Source organism: Catenuloplanes atrovinosus (genome assembly GCF_031458235.1).
Lineage (GTDB): Bacteria > Actinomycetota > Actinomycetes > Mycobacteriales > Micromonosporaceae > Catenuloplanes > Catenuloplanes atrovinosus.
This window is the reverse complement of sequence record NZ_JAVDYB010000001.1, coordinates 7,883,061-7,898,701: the sequence shown is the minus strand read 5'-3', so window position 1 is coordinate 7,898,701 and position 15,641 is coordinate 7,883,061. Positions and strand designations below refer to the sequence as shown.

Below are 15,641 nucleotides of genomic sequence, written 5' to 3'. Positions count from 1 at the left end.
CCAGCCGAGACCGCAGCGAGGTGACAGTTGAGCAGGCGTTGGAGACCGGGTGCCGCCGTGGCCCGCCTGGCCGCCGCGGTGCTCGTCGGCGCCACGGCCACGCTGCCGTTCGGCCCGCCGTCCGCCTCGGCCGGCCCGGCCGCCTCGTTCGGGGGCTCGTTCGCGGCGGTTCCGTTGCCGGTGACCGGTGACGAGGTGCGCGACGAGCAGTGGTCGCTGACCGAGTTGGGCATGGCCGAGGCGTGGCAGCGCTCGACCGGCGCGGGCGTCACGGTCGCGGTGATCGACTCGGGCGTGGACGACACCCACGCGGACCTGGCCGGCCGGGTGCGTTCCGGCTTCGACCTGGTCACCACCGGCGGCGACGGCACCACGGACCCGGTCGGGCACGGCACCACGGTCGCCGCGCTGATCGCCGGCGTGCCGGATCAGTCCGGCATCATCGGCATGGCGCCGGACGCCCAGATCCTGCCGATCCGCGTGCTGGACAAGCAGAATCGGTACGACGACGCGCAGGTCGTGGCGAAGGCGGTGCGCCTGGCCGTGGACAACGGCGCCAAGGTGATCAACCTCTCGCTCGGCGGCCTGGGCAGCAGCCCCGCGCTCGCCACCGCCATCGACTACGCGTTCGTCAAGGACGTGGTGGTGATCGCCTGCACCGGCAACTCCACCGCGTCCGCGCCGTCCGAGGTGTGGTACCCGGCACGCGAGCCCGGCGTGATCGCGGTGACCGGCCTGGAGGAGAACGGCACCAGCCTCTGGTCCGGCTCGATCACCGGCCCGGAGACGGTGCTGTCCGCGCCGGCCACCGACCTGATCGGCGCCCGCCCCGGCGGCTACTGGCGGGTCCAGGGCACCAGCTTCGCGGCGCCGATGGTGGCCGCCACCGCGGCGCTGATCCGCGCACGCTGGCCGCAGATGTCCGCCGCCTCCGTGGTGAACCGGCTGATCGGCACCGCCACCGACCTCGGCGCGCCCGGCCGCGACGACCGTTATGGCTTCGGCATGGTCAACCCGGTCGCCGCGCTCGCCGACGGCCTGCCCGAGGCGTCCTACAACGTGCTCGACAACGAGCAGCCCCCGGGCGACGTGGGCTTCGGCTTCGCCCCCGGCGCCGGCCGCGACTCCCGTGCCGAGTCCGGCGACGCCTCCAAGGCCCCCGGCAACGGCGTCGAGGGCCGCCCCGGCGGCGCGGCCCAGCCCGCCCCCGCGGAAGCCGCCCCCACCGCCCCCCGCGGCCGCGGCCTCCTCGGCGTCCTGATCGGCGGCTCAGCCGTCCTGATCGTGATCGCGATCCTCTACTTCGTGACCCTCCACCGCCTCCCCCGCCTCCGCCCCTCGGGCCGACGAGGCCCTTAGCGCACCGTCGCGGCCCCCGGCCCGCCATTCCGCGCTGCCGGTCCCGGCCCGCTGCCGGGGGACGCTCGCGCATGCGGGGCCGCAGCGTGGTTCCGCCACGCACGTCGGGCGCGCCCGACGTGGGTCTGCGGTGACCACCGCGGGACCGGAAGGGAGGAGCGCCAGCGACGACCGGTGCCCGCGGGAGCATGCGGACCGCGACCACGCCGGAAGCGGGAAGATCAAGATCTTGATCTTCCGAGAGACGACGCCGGTCAGCCCTCGGTGCAGTCTCCCGTGCCGGCGGCGCGGGTGCGCTCGATGCCCTCCCGGGCGATCGGGGCCGCCTCCGCGGCCGTGACGGCGAAGCCGATGTTCGGGTCGTTGGCGGCGGCGGCGAAGATGACGCCGAGCACGTCGCCCTGGGCGTCGACGAGTGGGCCGCCGGAGTTGCCGTTCCGGACCAGTGCGTTGATCGTGTAGATCTCCCGGGTGACCTGGCGGGAGTCGTAGATGTTCGGGCCGGTGATGTCGCTGACGTCGCGGAGGCGGGCGGCCTGCGCGTTGTACGGGCCGTCCAGCGGGTAGCCGAGCACGATGGCGCTCTCCGAGCGGCTGCCGGCCTTGTCCGACCACTCCATGATGGGCGCGTCCAGGCCGGGCACGTAGATGACGGCCAGGTCCAGGTCGGGCTCGTAGACCGTGACCCGGCCGTCCAGCCGCTCCTCGCCGACCTCGACGCTGACCGAGTCGGTGCCGGCCACCACGTGCGCGTTGGTCATCACGCGGTCGTCGGCGTAGACGAAGCCGGAGCCCTCCAGCCGCCGGCTGCAGTCGTTGGCGATGCCGCGGATCTTGACCACGGACTGCCGCGCCTCCTGGACCACGGGGGACTTGGCCAGTGCCGGGTCCGGCGCCTCCACCTGCGGCGCGCGGGTGGTCCCGAGGCCGCCGAAGACCTCCGGGAAGCCGCGGGTGTTGAGCGTCTGCCGCAGCCCCTGGGAGAGCACCTCGGCCTGCGCGGGCATCACCCGGTCCACGACGCCGAGCACGTAACTGCTGGTGATCGAGCGGGACAGCCACGGTACGGAGGAGGCCGCCAGCGGCACCGCGACCAGCCAGGCCACCAGCAGCACCGCGCAGACCGAGACCAGCGCGCCGCCGACCTCGTCGGCCCGCTGCCCGGTGGGGTTGACGATGCCGTGCCGCAGCCGGGCCCCGAACCAGCCGGCCAGCGTCTGCGCGATCACCGCGAGCAGGAAGATCGCGACCAGCGAGGCGATCACCCGCATCCCGGGGTCCGCGAACTGCGTCGCGATCAGCGGCCCGAGCTGGAGGCCGAGCAGCGCACCGCTGAAGAAACCGGCGAAGGACAGCGTCCCCACCACGAATCCCTGCCGGTAGCCGCTCGCCGCGAACAGCACTATCAGCAGAAGGAGGACGAGGTCGGTCACGGGCACCCGCCTAGGGTAGGTATGCCGGCCAAGGGCCGCCGGGGGCTGCGACGACGCCTCATGCGAGGGGACCGCTGACGTCGTCGGCCGGCGGCGGCGCCGCCGGCTCGGTCACAGGGCTTTCCGAGGGTACGAGCACCGGGCGCAGCCGTTCGTCGAGTTCGGCGACGCGGTCGCGGGGCCAGGGCCGGCTCCAGCCGCCCATGTCGAGCAGCGCGGAGAGCACGCCGGCGGTGAATCCCCACACGACCATGCCCTGCGAGTCGAACGCCGGTCCGATCCAGCCGCTGCCGTGCCGCACCTGCAACCTGTGGTCGGGATCACACAGCTCCGCGATCGGCAGCCGGGCGACGTGCGCGACCTCGGCCGGCTGGCGCGGGTGCACCGGGTGCGGCGCGTGCCACCAGGCCAGCACCGGCGTGACCACGAACCGGCTGATCGGGATCCACAGCTTCGGCAGCTCGGCGAGCACGGTGACGCTGGCCGGGTCCAGCCCGACCTCCTCGTTCGCCTCGCGGAGCGCGGTGGCGACCGCGTCCGCGTCGCCCGGGTCGGCGGCGCCGCCGGGGAACGCGGGCTGGCCGGCGTGGTTGCGCATGTCCGCGGCCCGCTCCAGCATCAGCACGTCCGGGCCGTCCGGCCCTTCGCCGAAGAGCACCAGCACGGCGCTGGCCCGCCCCTCGCCGGTGGGCGTGGGCAGGCGGGTGAAGTCGCGCGCGGTCGCCGCGGCCGCGCGCTTGGCCAGCGGCGCCAGCCACTCCGGGAGCTCGTCGCTCACGCCCTCACCTCCGGGTGATCTACGGCCGCCGGCCGGAAACCGCTCAATCATGGCTGGACCGTCACGCCGAGGTGGTCCCGGACGAACCGGTCCAGCCCGGCCTCGTCCAGCGCGGTGGTCTGGTGGACGCCGCGCACCCGGCCCTCCGCGTCGATCAGCACGGTGGCCGGCAGGCCGGGCGCGCCGACCTCGGCGGCGGCGAGCGCGGTCAGCAGTTCCCGGTTCGGGTCGAACAGCGAGGGGAACCGGAAGCCCAGCTTGCGGCCCAGGTCCTCGGCGGTGGACTGCCGGTCGGCGGTGTCGACGCCGAGCACGTGCACCCGGCCGGCGGCGCGGTCCGCGTACGCCTGGACGGCCGGCAGCTCCTCCCGGCAGGGCCCGCACCAGGAACCCCACAGGTTGATCACGGCGGGCCCGCGCAGCGCGGTGAGCGTGACGATGTCGCCGCCGTTGAGGCAGGACAGCTCCAGCTCCGGCAGCCGGTCCAGCAGCACCTCGCCGGGCGGCTCCGGCGGGTCCGCACCGGGCGGCGCGGCGAGCCCGGCGCAGTCCGCGAACGGGGAGGCGGGCACGACGTCGCCCGCGCCGGCGGCCACGGTCGCCGGCGCCGGGGTGCATCCGGCCAGCGCCAGCGCGATCGCGGCGGCACCGGCCCGCACGGCACCTCTCACGGCACGTCCACGGTCGTGGCGGCCGCCGGCACCAGCGCCGGGTCGAGCCCGACCGCCTCGGCCAGTGCGCCGGCCCGCGGGCCCTTGAGCAGCTTCACCGCGACCTCGGGCTCGGTCGGGCCGGTGCCGTACGACGGGCAGACCTTCGCCAGCGTGCAGGCGCCGCAGGCGGGCTTGCGGGCGTGGCAGACCCGGCGGCCGTGGAAGATGATCCGGTGCGACAGCATGGTCCAGTCGCGCCTCGGATAGAGCGCGCCGACCGCGTGCTCGATCTTGACGGGATCGGTCTCCGCGGTGAGCCGCCACCGCTGGACCAGCCGCTGGAAGTGGGTGTCGACGGTGATGCCGGGCACGCCGAACGCGTTGCCGAGGATCACGTTCGCCGTCTTGCGGCCGATGCCGGGCAGTTTGACCAGGTCGTCCAGCCGGCCGGGCACCTCGCCGCCGTGGTGGGTGACCAGCGCCTGGCCGAGCCCGATCAGCGCGGTGGTCTTGTTGCGGAAGAAGCCGGTCGGCCGGATCAGCTCCTCCAGCTCGGCCCGGTCCGCGCCCGCGTAGGCCGCGGCCGTGGGGTAGTGGGCGAACAGCTTCGGCGTGACCTCGTTGACCCGCTGGTCCGTGCACTGCGCGGACAGGATGGTGGCGACCGCGAGTTGGAGCGGGCCGTCGTGGTTCAACTCGCAGTGCGCGTCCGGGTGCGTCTCGGTGAGCAACCGGCCGATCCGGCGGGCGCGGCGCGTCAACGCGAGCGGGGACTCGGCCGGGGCGGGCGTGCGGGTCACATCGGCCAGCGTACGTCGGCGCCCCGGCCCGCCGCCTCCGGCGGGTCGTCTACCGCGCCGAGAGCGCGCCCGTCGCGCCGACCGCCGGGCCGGTGCCGGGGAAGTCGGACGCGGTCAGCTCGCGCACGTGCCGCAGTCCCGCGCCGGTCCGGTCCGCCACCGGCCGGCCGGCCCGGTCCGGGCGGGTCGCGGTGAACGTGCCGCCGGCCCAGCCGCCGTCCGCGCGCAGCGTCACCCGCAGCACGCCCGCGGTCGCGTACCGGCCGGTACGCCCGGCGGGGCCGGCGAACGTGCCGAGGCCGTACGCGATCAGCCGTCCCCGGTGGAACTCCATGCCGCGCAGCACGCCCGGGCCGTGGCCGAGCACCAGGTCCGCGCCCGCGTCCACCACCGCGCGGGCGAACCGGACCTCGGCGCCGCCGGCCACCCGGTAGCGTCCCGGCGCGCCCAGCCGCGCGTGCACCACGACCACGTCCGCGCGCTTCGCCGCCGCGGTCACGGCGCGCCGGGCCGCGGTCGGGTCGGCGCCGGCCGGGAAGCCGAGCACTTCGACCCGGATGCCGCGGACCGCCGTGGTGCCGTACCCGTTGATGATCGTGAAGCCGGCCGCGCGCAGCCCCGCCGCGGCGGCCGGGGTACGGCGGTACGGCGGGTTCGCGGTCGCCACGTCCGCCCGGAGCAGCCGCCGGACGCCGTCCGGCACGGTGGCGCCCGCCGTGACGTCGCCGGTCGCGACGATCGAGAGCAGCCCGGACGGCCGTTGCCGGGGCGGCGGCGCGGGCGGGCGCGGGACGAACGGCGGCACCGCGAGCCAGAGCGGCCGGCTGCCCGGTGCGGTGGCGACCGCGACCGCGTGGACCCCGGTCAGTCCGGTGGCCAGCAGCAGGACCAGGGCGAAAAGCACAACAAAGACCGGTTTGCGCGCCATACTGAACAAACGCACGGATGCGAGATCGGAAGTCGAACTGCGGAGCGTGATCTTCGCTCTAGAGCTGGCGGGCGTCGGATGTTACCGTCCGTTGAGGTCTGGTTGGTTACGCTTCCGGATCAAGATTCCTGGGGTGCACGCCCGATTCCGGCCCGCGTGCGCCTAGACTGACTGCGCGCGAAGGCTACACCGGCCATCCAGGTTCTGACCGGTAGCAGAAACAGCTCGGCGCTTGGCGGAGGTGCGCATGGACGAGGTGTTGGCCCGCAGCGGGATCTTCCAGGGGGTTGATCCTGAGGCGGCCGAGGCGCTCGCCAAGGAGATGGAGACCCTCGAGATCCGCAAGGGCGAGGTCGTCTTCAACGAGGGCGAGCCCGGGGACAGCCTGTACATCGTACTGTCCGGCAAGATCAAGCTCGGGCGGCGCGCGGCTGACGGCCGGCAGAATCTCGTTTCGATCATGGGTCCGTCGGACATGCTCGGGGAGCTCTCGCTCTTCGACCCCGGTCCGCGCACCGCGACGGCGACCGCGGTCACCGACACCCGGCTGGCCCGGCTGCGCAAGCAGGCGCTGCGCCCGTGGCTGCACAACCGGCCGGAGATCTCGGAGCAACTGCTCCGGGTGCTCGCCCGCAGGCTACGACGGACGAACGACAACCTGGCCGACCTCATATTCACCGACGTCCCCGGCCGGGTCGCGAAGAACCTCCTGCAGATGGCAGGCCGGTTCGGCACCCGCGACGGGGGCGTCCTCCGCGTCACGCACGATCTCACCCAGGAGGAGCTGGCCCAGTTGGTCGGCGCGTCCCGGGAGACCGTCAACAAGGCGCTCGCCGACTTCGCGTCGCGCGGCTGGCTGCGTCTGGACGGCAAGAGCGTGATCATTCTGGACCCGGAGCGCCTGGCCCGCCGGGCCCGCGTCTAGAACTCTCCTCATCGTTTCGAGCCCCGGCGGGTGATCCGCCGGGGCTCGGCGCGTTTCGCCCCTGCGGGTCACTCGTTACGACGTGTGGCACCAGGGCCGGGCGAACCGAAGAGGGGTTGTTGCATGGCTGTCCTCGACAGTGCCATCGATCCGCGCAACCCGGCGTACCAGGAGAACCGGGACGCGATGCGGGAGCGCCTCGCGGCGCTGGCGAACGCGCTCGATCTGGCGCGCGCCGGCGGCGGCGAGCGGCACGTCACCCGGCACCACGCGCGCGGGCGGCTGATGCCCCGCGAGCGCGTGGATCTGCTGCTCGACCAGGACGCGCCGTTCCTGGAACTCTCCCCGGTCGCGGGCTGGCACACCGACCAGCCGGTCGGCGCCGGCGTGGTCACCGGCCTGGGCGTGGTCGAGGGCGTCGAGTGCGTGATCGTGGCGCACGACCCGACCGTGCGCGGCGGCGTGCTCAACCCGATCGCGCTGCGCAAGATCGAGCGGGCCGGCGAGATCGCGCTGGCCAACCGGCTGCCGCTGATCAGCCTGGTCGAGTCCGCCGGCGCGGACCTGCCGGCCCAGGTCGAGGCGTTCGTGCCCGGCGGCGCCGTGTTGCGCGACCTGGCCCGCCTCTCCGCCGGCCGAATCCCCACGGTCTGCGTGGTCTTCGGCGACGCGGTGGACGTGGCCGCCTGGCTGCCCGGCCTCTCCGACTACACGGTGCTGGTCCGCGCGCAGGCGAAGGTCTCGGTGGCCGGGCCGCGGCTGGTCCAGGAGGCGACCGGCGAGATCATCGACGGCGAGGCGCTCGGCGGCGCCGCCATGCACGCCACCCGCTCCGGCCTGGCCGACTTCCTGGCCGAGGACGAGCGCGACGCGGTACGCCTGGCCCGCCAGTGCATGCGCCGGCTGAACTGGCGCAAGCTCGGCCCGCCGCCGCGCACCGCGCTCGCCGCGCCGCCGAAGTACGACCCGGAGGACCTGCTGGCGATCCCGTCCGCGGACGAGCGCACGCCGTTCGACCCGCGCGAGGTGCTGGCCCGGGTCCTGGACGCCAGCGACTTCGACGAGTTCAAGCCCGGCTACGGCCCCGCGCTGGTCACCGGCTGGGGCGAGGTGCACGGCTATCCGGTCGGCGTGCTGGCCAACGCGCGCGGCGTGCTGGTCTCCGCGGAGGCGCAGAAGGCCGCACAGTTCATCCAGTTGGCGAACGCGTCCGGCACGCCGCTGCTGTTCCTGCAGAACGCGTCCGGGCTGATGACCGGCCCCGAGTTCGAGCAGGCCGGGATCGTCAAGCACGCGTCCGCGATGATGAGCGCGGTGGCCTCGTCCGCCGTACCGCACCTGGCGGTGAACCTCGGCGCCGCGCACGGTCCCGCCGCGTACGCGATGTCCGGCCGCGCCATGCGCCCGCGCTTCCTGTTCAGCTGGCCCAACGCGCGCACCGCCGCGCTCGCGCCCGCGCAGCTCACCGGCGTGCTCACCGCGCTCGCCCGGCAGGCCGCGGAGGTCAAGGGCCAGCGGTACGAGGAGGACTTCGACCGGAACCTGCGGATGAACGTGGAGCGGCAGGTCGAGGCGCAGACCGCCGCGCTGTTCGTCTCCGGCCGGCTGCACGACGACGGCGTGATCGACCCGCGGGACACCCGGACCGTACTCGGGCTGTGTCTGTCCGCGATCCACAGTGGCCCGGTCGGTGGCGCCGACCGGTTCGGCGTATTCCGGATGTGAGGGCTTGATGATCCGACGACTTCTGGTCGCCAATCGCGGAGAGATCGCCCGGCGGATCTTCGCCACCTGCCGGCTGATCGGCATCGAGACGGTCGCGGTCTACTCCGACGCGGACGCGCACGCGCCGCACGTGGCCGAGGCGGACTACGCGGTGCACCTGCCGGGCAACGCGCCGACCGCCACGTACCTGCGGGCGGACCTGATCCTCGGCGCCGCGCGCAAGACCGGCGCGGACGCGGTGCACCCCGGCTACGGGCTGCTCGCGGACAGCGCGGACTTCGCCGCCGCGGTCATCGACGCGGGCCTCACCTGGGTGGGCGCGCCGCCGAAGTCGATCGCGCTGCTCACCTCCCGGCTGGAGTCCCGCGCGCTGCTGGCCGACGCGGGCGTGCCGATGCTGCCCGCGTTCGGCGAGCCGGAGCACGTGCCGGGCTTCCCGGTGCTGGTCAAGTCGGACGTCGGCAGCGGCGGCCGGGCGATGCGCATCGTCCGGGACCGGGACACGCTCGCGGACGCGTTCGCCGCGGTCCGGCGCGAGGCGGCCGGGCTGTTCGGCAACGGCACCGCGCTGGCCGAGCCGTACGTGGAACGCGCCCGGCACATCGAGATCCCGGTGATCGCGGACTCCACCGGCGGCGTGATCACGTTCGGCGAGCGCGAGTGCTCGATCCAGCGCCGCTACCAGAAGCTGATCGAGGAGACGCCGTCCCCCGCGGTCTCCCCCAGCCTGCGCGCCGAGCTGTGCACCGCCGCCACCGCCGTGGTCCGCGCGTCCGGCTTCGTGGGCGCCGGCGCCGTGGAGTTCCTGCTGGCGCCGTCCGGCGAGTTCTTCTTCCTGGAGATGAACACCGCGCTCCAGGTGGAGCACGCCACCAGCGAGTGCGTCTCCGGCTTCGACCTGGTCCGGCTGCAGTTGCTGGTCGCGGAGGGCTCGCCGCTGCCGATGAGCACGCCGCCACCGGTCCGCGGGCACGCGATCGAGGTGCGGCTCTGCGCGGAGGACCCGGCGTACGCCTGGCTGCCGTCCACCGGCCGCCTGCACCGCTTCCACGTGCCGGACGTGGCCGGCTCGTTCCGCCCGCTCCCCCAGCCCGGCCTGCGCCTCGACACCGGCGTGGACGACGGCTCCGCGGTCGGCGTCCACTACGACACCATGCTGGCCAAGCTCGTGGCCTGGGCGCCCACCCGGCACGAGGCCGCCCGCATGCTGGCCGCCGCGCTGACCCGCTCGCACGTGCACGGCGTCGTGACAAACCGCGATTTATTGGTACGTGTCCTGCGGCATCCGGCGTTCCGCTCCGGCAACGTCGACATCAACTTCGTGGACCGTCACCCCGAGGTCTTCGCCCCGCTGCTCTCCTCGGTCGACGCGGTCCGCGTCTCCTGCCTGGCCGCCGCGCTCGCCGGCGCCGCCGCCCGCCGCGCCACCAGCACCGTGCTGGCCACCATCCCGTCCGGCTGGCGCAACGTCCCGTCCGGCGCCCAGATCACCGTCTACGACGGCCCCGCCGGGCCGGTCGAGGTCGGCTACCGCCTGGAACGCACCGGCGAGCTCGCCGGCTGGTGGGTCCGCGCCGTCGACCCCGAGGAACTCGACCTGGCCGGCCTCGGCGCCCCACCGCTCACCGACGACCACCCCCCGGTCGCCGTCGTCTCCGCCGCCCCCGACCGGGTCGTCCTGGACGTCAACGGCATCCGCCTCACCTTCGGCGTCCACCGCGTCCACGACGTCTCCTACGTCGACAGCCCCGAGGGCTCCGTCGCCCTCACCGAACTCCCCCGCTTCCCCCGCCCCTCGGAACTCACCGACGGCTCCCTGACCGCCCCGCTCCCCGGCGCCATCGCCCGCGTCATGGTCGTCCCCGGCCAGCGCGTCCGCGCCGGCGACCTCCTCCTCACCCTCGAATCGATGATGGTGGAGCACCCGGTCCACGCCCCGTCCGCCGGCATCATCGCCTCCGTCCCCGTCCAGCCCGGCATCCACGTCGCCGCCGGCACCCTCCTGGCGGTGCTGAACCCCGATTAAGACCAGCCTTTCCCGCTTCCGGCGTGGCCGGGGTCCGCACGCTCCCGCGGGCACCGGTCGTCGCTGGCGCTCCTCCCTGCCGGCTCCGCGGTGGGTCCCGGCCGCGCACTTGCCCATCCGGCCGTCCGACGCCATCCGGCGGCGATGCTCAGCCGGCCGCCCGCGCCGCGATCATGCGGGCGAACGCCGGAACCCTGGACGGGTGGAGGCCGAGGAACCGGACCGGCGCCACCGCCTCCACCTCCAGCAGCAGCATCCCCGCCGCACTGCCGGGATCGAGGATGAAGTCCATCCGGACCGAGAACGGCGGCGGCACGTCCGCCGGCCGCTGCGCCAGGAACGCCGCATAGACATCGCCCGCGACCGCACGTTGCCGCGCGGTCAGATCATGCGGCCGCGGCCCGCTCAAGCTCCGCCGCCAGCAGTTCCGAGTCGCCGTCGTGCCAGTGCGCCGCAGGCATCCGCTCCGACGTGACGAGGGCGATACGCATACCTCAACGGTACGGCGCCGCTGAGAGACGAATCAGGGCCGGTCTCCCAGCGGAGACCGGCCCTGACCTGCACTTCCGGTTGTCGGGGTGGCCGGATTTGAACCGACGACCTCCTCGTCCCGAACGAGGCGCGCTACCAAGCTGCGCCACACCCCGGGGTGCGGCTCAAATACTATCCGACCACATCGCCCAGGCGAAATCGGTATACCCGTCGGCGCGTTTCCGCAGGTCAGCGCGGGATCAGCGTGAGTAGGGAGGCCTCCGGCGGGCAGGCGAAGCGGACGGGCGCGGTGGGGTGGGTGCCGAGGCCGGCGGAGACGTGCAGCCACGAGTCGGACCCGGGCCAGCGGTGCAGGCCCTTGACCATGCTGCGGGGGATGCCGCAGTTGGTGACCAGGGCGCCGTAGAGCGGCACGCAGACCTGCCCGCCGTGGGTGTGGCCGGCCAGCAGCAGGTCGAAGCCGTCCGAGGCCATCAGGTCCAGCAGCGGGGGCTCGGGGCTGTGGGTGAGCGCCACGTGCAGGTCGGCGACGTCGGAGACGGGGCCGGCGACCAGGGGGTAGTCGTCGCGGTCGACGTGCGGGTCGTCGACGCCGACCAGCTCGATGACGCGCCCGCCGGCCTTGAGCGTGGTGCGGGCGTTGTTGAGGTCGTGCCAGCCGGCGTCGACCAGGACCTGGCGGAGCTCGTCGGCGGGGAGTTCGACGCCCTGGACGTACTCGCGGTCGGGGTTGAAGTAGCTGAACGGGTTCTTGAAGACGGGGCCGCGGTAGTCGTTGGACCCGAAGACGAACGCGCCGGGCAGGTCGAGCAGGGGCTGGAGCGCGCGCAGCACGCCGGGGACGGCGGCCGGGTCGGCCATGTTGTCGCCGGTGACCACGACGAGGTCGGGATCGGTGGCGGCGAGCGCGGCGACCCAGCGCTGCTTGCGGCGCTGCTCCGGCATCATGTGCAGGTCCGAGAGGTGCAGGATGCGCAGCGGCTCGGCGTCGGGGGCCAGCACCGGCACGTCGAACCGGCGCAGTGTGAACATGTTGCGCTCGACGAGCGAGGCGTAGGCGAGGGTGGCGGCGCCGGCGGCGACCGTGCCGGCGGCCAGACTGAAAAGGGTGCGCTTCCGCATGGAGACCAGGGTAGTTTCACTGCCCATGGGTACGCTCAAGGACCGCCTCAACGACGACCTGCACACCGCCATGAAGGCCCGCGACGAGCTCACCACCTCGACGCTGCGGATGGCGCTGACCGCGGTGGGCAACGCGGAGGTCGCCGGGTCGGCGAAGCGGGATCTCTCGGACGACGAGGTGCTGACGGTGCTCACCAAGGAGGCCAAGAAGCGCCGTGAGTCGGCGCAGGCGTTCGCGGACGCGGGCCGCGCCGAGTCGGCCGCGAAGGAGCTGGCCGAGCACGAGATCCTGGACCGCTACCTGCCGAAGCAGCTCGGTGACGAGGAGCTGGCCGAGGTGGTGGCCGGCGCGCTGGCCGGGCTGGGCGGCACGCCCGCGATGGGGCCGGCGATGAAGGCGGCGCGGGCCGCGGTGGCCGGGCGCGCGGAGGGCGGCCGGGTGGCGGCCGAGGTCCGCCGCCAGCTCGCGGTCTGAGTCCACCAGAACGCGCCGGGGGTACGTACCCCCGGCGCGGTTCTCAGCGGGCGGACGGTGAAGGGCTCGGCGTGGCCGGCCGGGTCGGGCGGCCGGAGCTGAGCCGGAGCACCACCACGCCGCCCTCGATGGTGCTGCCACCCGGCTCGGTGCCCGCGACCGTGCCGGCCGGGCAGGACGAGTCGTACCGCCCGGTCGCGACCTGCACCTCGAAGCCGCGGGCCAGCAGGCGGGTGCGGGCGTCGGGCTCGGAGTCGCAGCGGACGTTCGGGATGTCCACCTGTTCGCCGTCGAGCATCCGCCGGCTGGGCGGCGGGAAGTCCTCGGCCTCCACGCCCTCCATGGCGTCCGCGAGCGTGAGGTAGACGGCCGGGTTGACCGCCTCGGTGTGCGGGTTGCCCCAGCCGTCGCCGCCGCCGCGCATGGTGGTGCTGGCGTTGTCCGTGTCCGCGACGATGCCGGCCACGGTGAGCTGCCGGGTGGTGACGACGAAGCTGGCGGTGCGGTCGCCGTCGGTGGTGCCGGACTTGCCGGCGATCGGCTTGCCGACCGCGCGGCGCACGGACCCGGCGGTGGCGCCCCGGCAGCGGGAGGTCTCGGAGCGGTCGCCGACCGGGCAGCGGGCCGCGTCGATCGCGGCGCGCGCCACGTCCTTGGCGATCACCTGGTTGCAGCGGGGCCGGGCCGCGGGCAGCGCCTCGCCCTCCTGGCGGATCTCGATGACCGGGATCGGCTCGCAGTGGCGGCCGTCCGCGGCGAGCGTGGCGTACGCGGTGGCCAGGTCGAGCGGCGTGGTGGAGGAGACGCCGAGCGCGAACGCGCCCCACTGCGACGCGGCCTGCTCGTCGTCGGCGAACCGGGCGTCGTTCGCGGCGCGGAACCGGATGCCGAGCCGCTTGGCCACGTCCACCGCGTTGTCCGCGCCCACCCGCTCCTGCAGCGGGATGAAGTACGTGTTCACGGACGCGCCGAACGCGCTCCACATGTTGTGCACGCCGGTCATGCTCTTGGCCGCGTTCTTCGGGCAGTAGAGCGCGCGGCCCGCGCAGGCCGCCGGGCTGGACGCGCTGATCACGTACCGGGAGTGGTAGGTCTCCGGCGCGTAGATCGAGTAGCTCAGCGGGTAGCCCTTCTCCAGCGCCGCGACCAGCGCGAACATCTTGAAGACCGAGCCGCCCTGGTACCCGTGCACGTCCGCGCTGCCGGTGACCACCGGGTTCGTGGTGTTCGGGTACGTGCCGCGCAGCCCGGCGCGGCGCTTGGCCGGGTCGCTGTTCGGCTCGTTGTGCGCGTCGTCGTTCTTGTAGACCCGGTTGACGGCCAGCGCCTGCACCCGCCCGGTGCCGGGCTCCACGGCCGCGACCATGAGCGCGTTGCGGTTGTCGTCCTTGGCGCGCTTGTGCACGTGCCGGCGGGCCGCGTTCTGCGTCTGCACGCTCATCGAGGTGACGATGCGGTAGCCGCCGCTCTTCAGCCGCCGCTCCCGGTCGTACGGGGTGCCGCCGAACTCGCCCTGCTCCATCCACCAGCGGTAGACGTAGTCGCAGAAGAAGCCCCACTCGTTGTGGGACGAGTTGATGCAGCCGTTCGGCGTGCGGGTGCCGTTCACGGTGAGCTCGGCGGCCTTGGCGCGGGCCGCCTCGGCGGGCGTGACCGCGCCGATCTCGGTCATGTTGTCGATCACGTAGTCGCGCCGGCTGAGCGCGAGCGGGTGACCGGTGGGCGTGGTCGGGTCGAACGCGGACGGCGCCTTGACCATGCCGGCCAGCATCGCGGCCTCCTCCGTGCTCAGGTCCTTCGGCTGCTTGCTGAAGTAGACCTGGCTGGCGGCCCAGATGCCGTAGGCGCCGTTGCCGAACGGCGCGATGTTCAGGTAGCGCTCCAGGATCTTGTCCTTGGACATCTCCCGCTCGACCTGCATGGCGTACCGCATCTCGCGCAGCTTCCGGGCGCTGGTGTCCTCGGTGGCGCGGACGACGTCGGCCGGGTGCGCGGCGGAGTAGGAGATCGCCATCCGGACGTACTGCATGGTGAGCGTGGACGCGCCCTGCTGCGCCGCACCGGCCTTGTTGTTGACGAACGCGCGCGCGATGCCCTTCATGTCGACGCCGTTGTGCCGGTAGAAGTTGTGGTCCTCGGCCGCGATGATCGCGTTGCGCATCACCGGCGGGATGTCGTTGATCTCGACGTCCTTCCGGTTCTCGTCGTAGATCATGGCGACCAGCGTCCGGTTGTCCGACGCGTACAGGTAGGTGTTCTGCGGGGCGCGCTGCACGGTCAGCTCGGTGGGCAGCCGGTCGAACGTCTCGGCGCCGGCCTTCGCGGCCAGGCCGGACATGGCCACCGCCGGGAACGCGGCCGCGGCCACCACGATGCCTGCCAGCAGGCCGCAGATGGCCAGTGACGACGCGCCGGAAAAGACGGTGTGGTCACGTTTCCTGATCCAGCTCACGGTCCAAGGCTACGGCGAAAAGGGCTGATTACACCTTCTGTCCGTTATGGCACGCGCGGCGGAAAACCCGACCGATCGAGAGCATGTCTCGCGGGCCTTGCATTCGTTGTGCAAGTCGCACTACCCGTGGCGTGCGGCAGCTCTCCCCCGCACCAGTGTGCCGCCTCCCGGCCACCGGTGATGCCTTTTCCGCCAATCCCGCCCGGGCGCATCTCGGCCGGCCACGCGGCCCATCGATAGATATCACGATATTGGTGAAGAGGGCGAAGTGTCTGACCTGGTCGATTTAACCGACAACGTTGCGTAATCGCCTAACTACGGAGCATGATGTTCCGGAGATCGAATGTCACCCTCCGTGCCGCGAGGATAGCGGGGAGTGACCGGGGGATCTGTGGCCGGTCGGGACGCACCGGCAAGGGACATGTGCCGCGACCGGGGGATACGGGTCGGCGGCGGTACAGCTTGGGGGGACG

At 73.5% G+C, this 15,641-nt stretch carries 13 protein-coding genes and 1 tRNA gene; 5 read left to right on the top strand and 9 right to left on the bottom strand.

Annotation, left to right across the window (positions count from 1 at the left end; genetic code table 11):
* Window positions 1–57 precede the first annotated feature (57 nt).
* Window positions 58–1,359, top strand: coding sequence for a type VII secretion-associated serine protease mycosin (gene mycP / locus J2S41_RS35235; RefSeq protein WP_310374544.1), 1,302 nt, complete (start codon window positions 58–60; stop codon window positions 1,357–1,359).
* A gap of 254 nt (window positions 1,360–1,613) precedes the next feature.
* Here the strand turns inward: mycP and J2S41_RS35230 are convergent, their stop codons facing one another.
* Genes J2S41_RS35230 through J2S41_RS35210 form a run of 5 tightly spaced genes read right to left on the bottom strand, consistent with a single transcriptional unit; the run spans window position 1,614 to window position 5,927 of the window.
* On the bottom strand, window positions 1,614–2,798 hold the full coding sequence (locus J2S41_RS35230; RefSeq protein ID WP_310374542.1) for a MarP family serine protease: 1,185 nt from the start codon (window positions 2,796–2,798) through the stop codon (window positions 1,614–1,616).
* A gap of 52 nt (window positions 2,799–2,850) precedes the next feature.
* Window positions 2,851–3,570: an NUDIX hydrolase gene (locus tag J2S41_RS35225; protein ID WP_374728210.1), complete on the bottom strand. Its 720-nt coding sequence runs from the start codon at window positions 3,568–3,570 to the stop codon at window positions 2,851–2,853.
* A 47-nt stretch (window positions 3,571–3,617) separates the two neighbouring features.
* Entirely contained in the window at window positions 3,618–4,241 is a 624-nt protein-coding gene (locus J2S41_RS35220; RefSeq protein ID WP_310374541.1) for a TlpA family protein disulfide reductase, read from the bottom strand.
* Complete coding sequence (nth, locus tag J2S41_RS35215; protein WP_374728209.1) at window positions 4,238–5,023, bottom strand: endonuclease III; 786 nt, start codon at window positions 5,021–5,023, stop codon at window positions 4,238–4,240. The genes J2S41_RS35220 and nth overlap by 4 nt, the downstream gene beginning before the upstream one ends.
* A 49-nt stretch (window positions 5,024–5,072) precedes the next feature.
* Entirely contained in the window at window positions 5,073–5,927 is an 855-nt protein-coding gene (locus tag J2S41_RS35210; RefSeq protein ID WP_310374539.1) for a CapA family protein, read from the bottom strand.
* Between the two features lie 271 nt (window positions 5,928–6,198).
* Here J2S41_RS35210 and J2S41_RS35205 point away from each other — a divergent pair, with 271 nt between their 5' ends.
* From J2S41_RS35205 to J2S41_RS35195, 3 genes are all read left to right on the top strand, one after another.
* On the top strand, window positions 6,199–6,876 hold the full coding sequence (locus J2S41_RS35205; protein WP_033343613.1) for a Crp/Fnr family transcriptional regulator: 678 nt from the start codon (window positions 6,199–6,201) through the stop codon (window positions 6,874–6,876).
* Between the two features lie 123 nt (window positions 6,877–6,999).
* Complete coding sequence (locus J2S41_RS35200; protein ID WP_310374536.1) at window positions 7,000–8,601, top strand: acyl-CoA carboxylase subunit beta; 1,602 nt, start codon at window positions 7,000–7,002, stop codon at window positions 8,599–8,601.
* 7 nt (window positions 8,602–8,608) lie between these two features.
* A complete protein-coding gene (locus J2S41_RS35195; RefSeq protein WP_310374535.1) occupies window positions 8,609–10,627 on the top strand; it encodes an ATP-binding protein in 2,019 nt (672 codons plus the stop codon).
* Window positions 10,628–10,775: 148 nt separating this feature from the next.
* On the opposite strand, the gene J2S41_RS35190 is transcribed toward J2S41_RS35195, so the two are convergent.
* From J2S41_RS35190 to J2S41_RS35180, 3 genes are all read right to left on the bottom strand, one after another.
* On the bottom strand, window positions 10,776–11,036 hold the full coding sequence (locus J2S41_RS35190) for a hypothetical protein (RefSeq protein ID WP_310374533.1): 261 nt from the start codon (window positions 11,034–11,036) through the stop codon (window positions 10,776–10,778).
* A gap of 164 nt (window positions 11,037–11,200) precedes the next feature.
* Window positions 11,201–11,274 (bottom strand) — tRNA-Pro (locus tag J2S41_RS35185).
* 73 nt (window positions 11,275–11,347) lie between these two features.
* Window positions 11,348–12,241, bottom strand: a complete 894-nt coding sequence (locus tag J2S41_RS35180; protein WP_310374532.1) for a metallophosphoesterase — start codon at window positions 12,239–12,241, stop codon at window positions 11,348–11,350.
* Window positions 12,242–12,266: 25 nt separating this feature from the next.
* Between J2S41_RS35180 and J2S41_RS35175 the strand changes: the two genes are divergently transcribed.
* Window positions 12,267–12,716, top strand: a complete 450-nt coding sequence (locus tag J2S41_RS35175; RefSeq protein WP_310374530.1) for a GatB/YqeY domain-containing protein — start codon at window positions 12,267–12,269, stop codon at window positions 12,714–12,716.
* Window positions 12,717–12,759: 43 nt separating this feature from the next.
* On the opposite strand, the gene J2S41_RS35170 is transcribed toward J2S41_RS35175, so the two are convergent.
* The gene (locus J2S41_RS35170; RefSeq protein ID WP_310376760.1) at window positions 12,760–15,159 is read right to left on the bottom strand and encodes a transglycosylase domain-containing protein; all 2,400 of its coding nucleotides are present in this window, start codon (window positions 15,157–15,159) and stop codon (window positions 12,760–12,762) included.
* Between the last annotated feature and the right edge of the window lie 482 nt (window positions 15,160–15,641).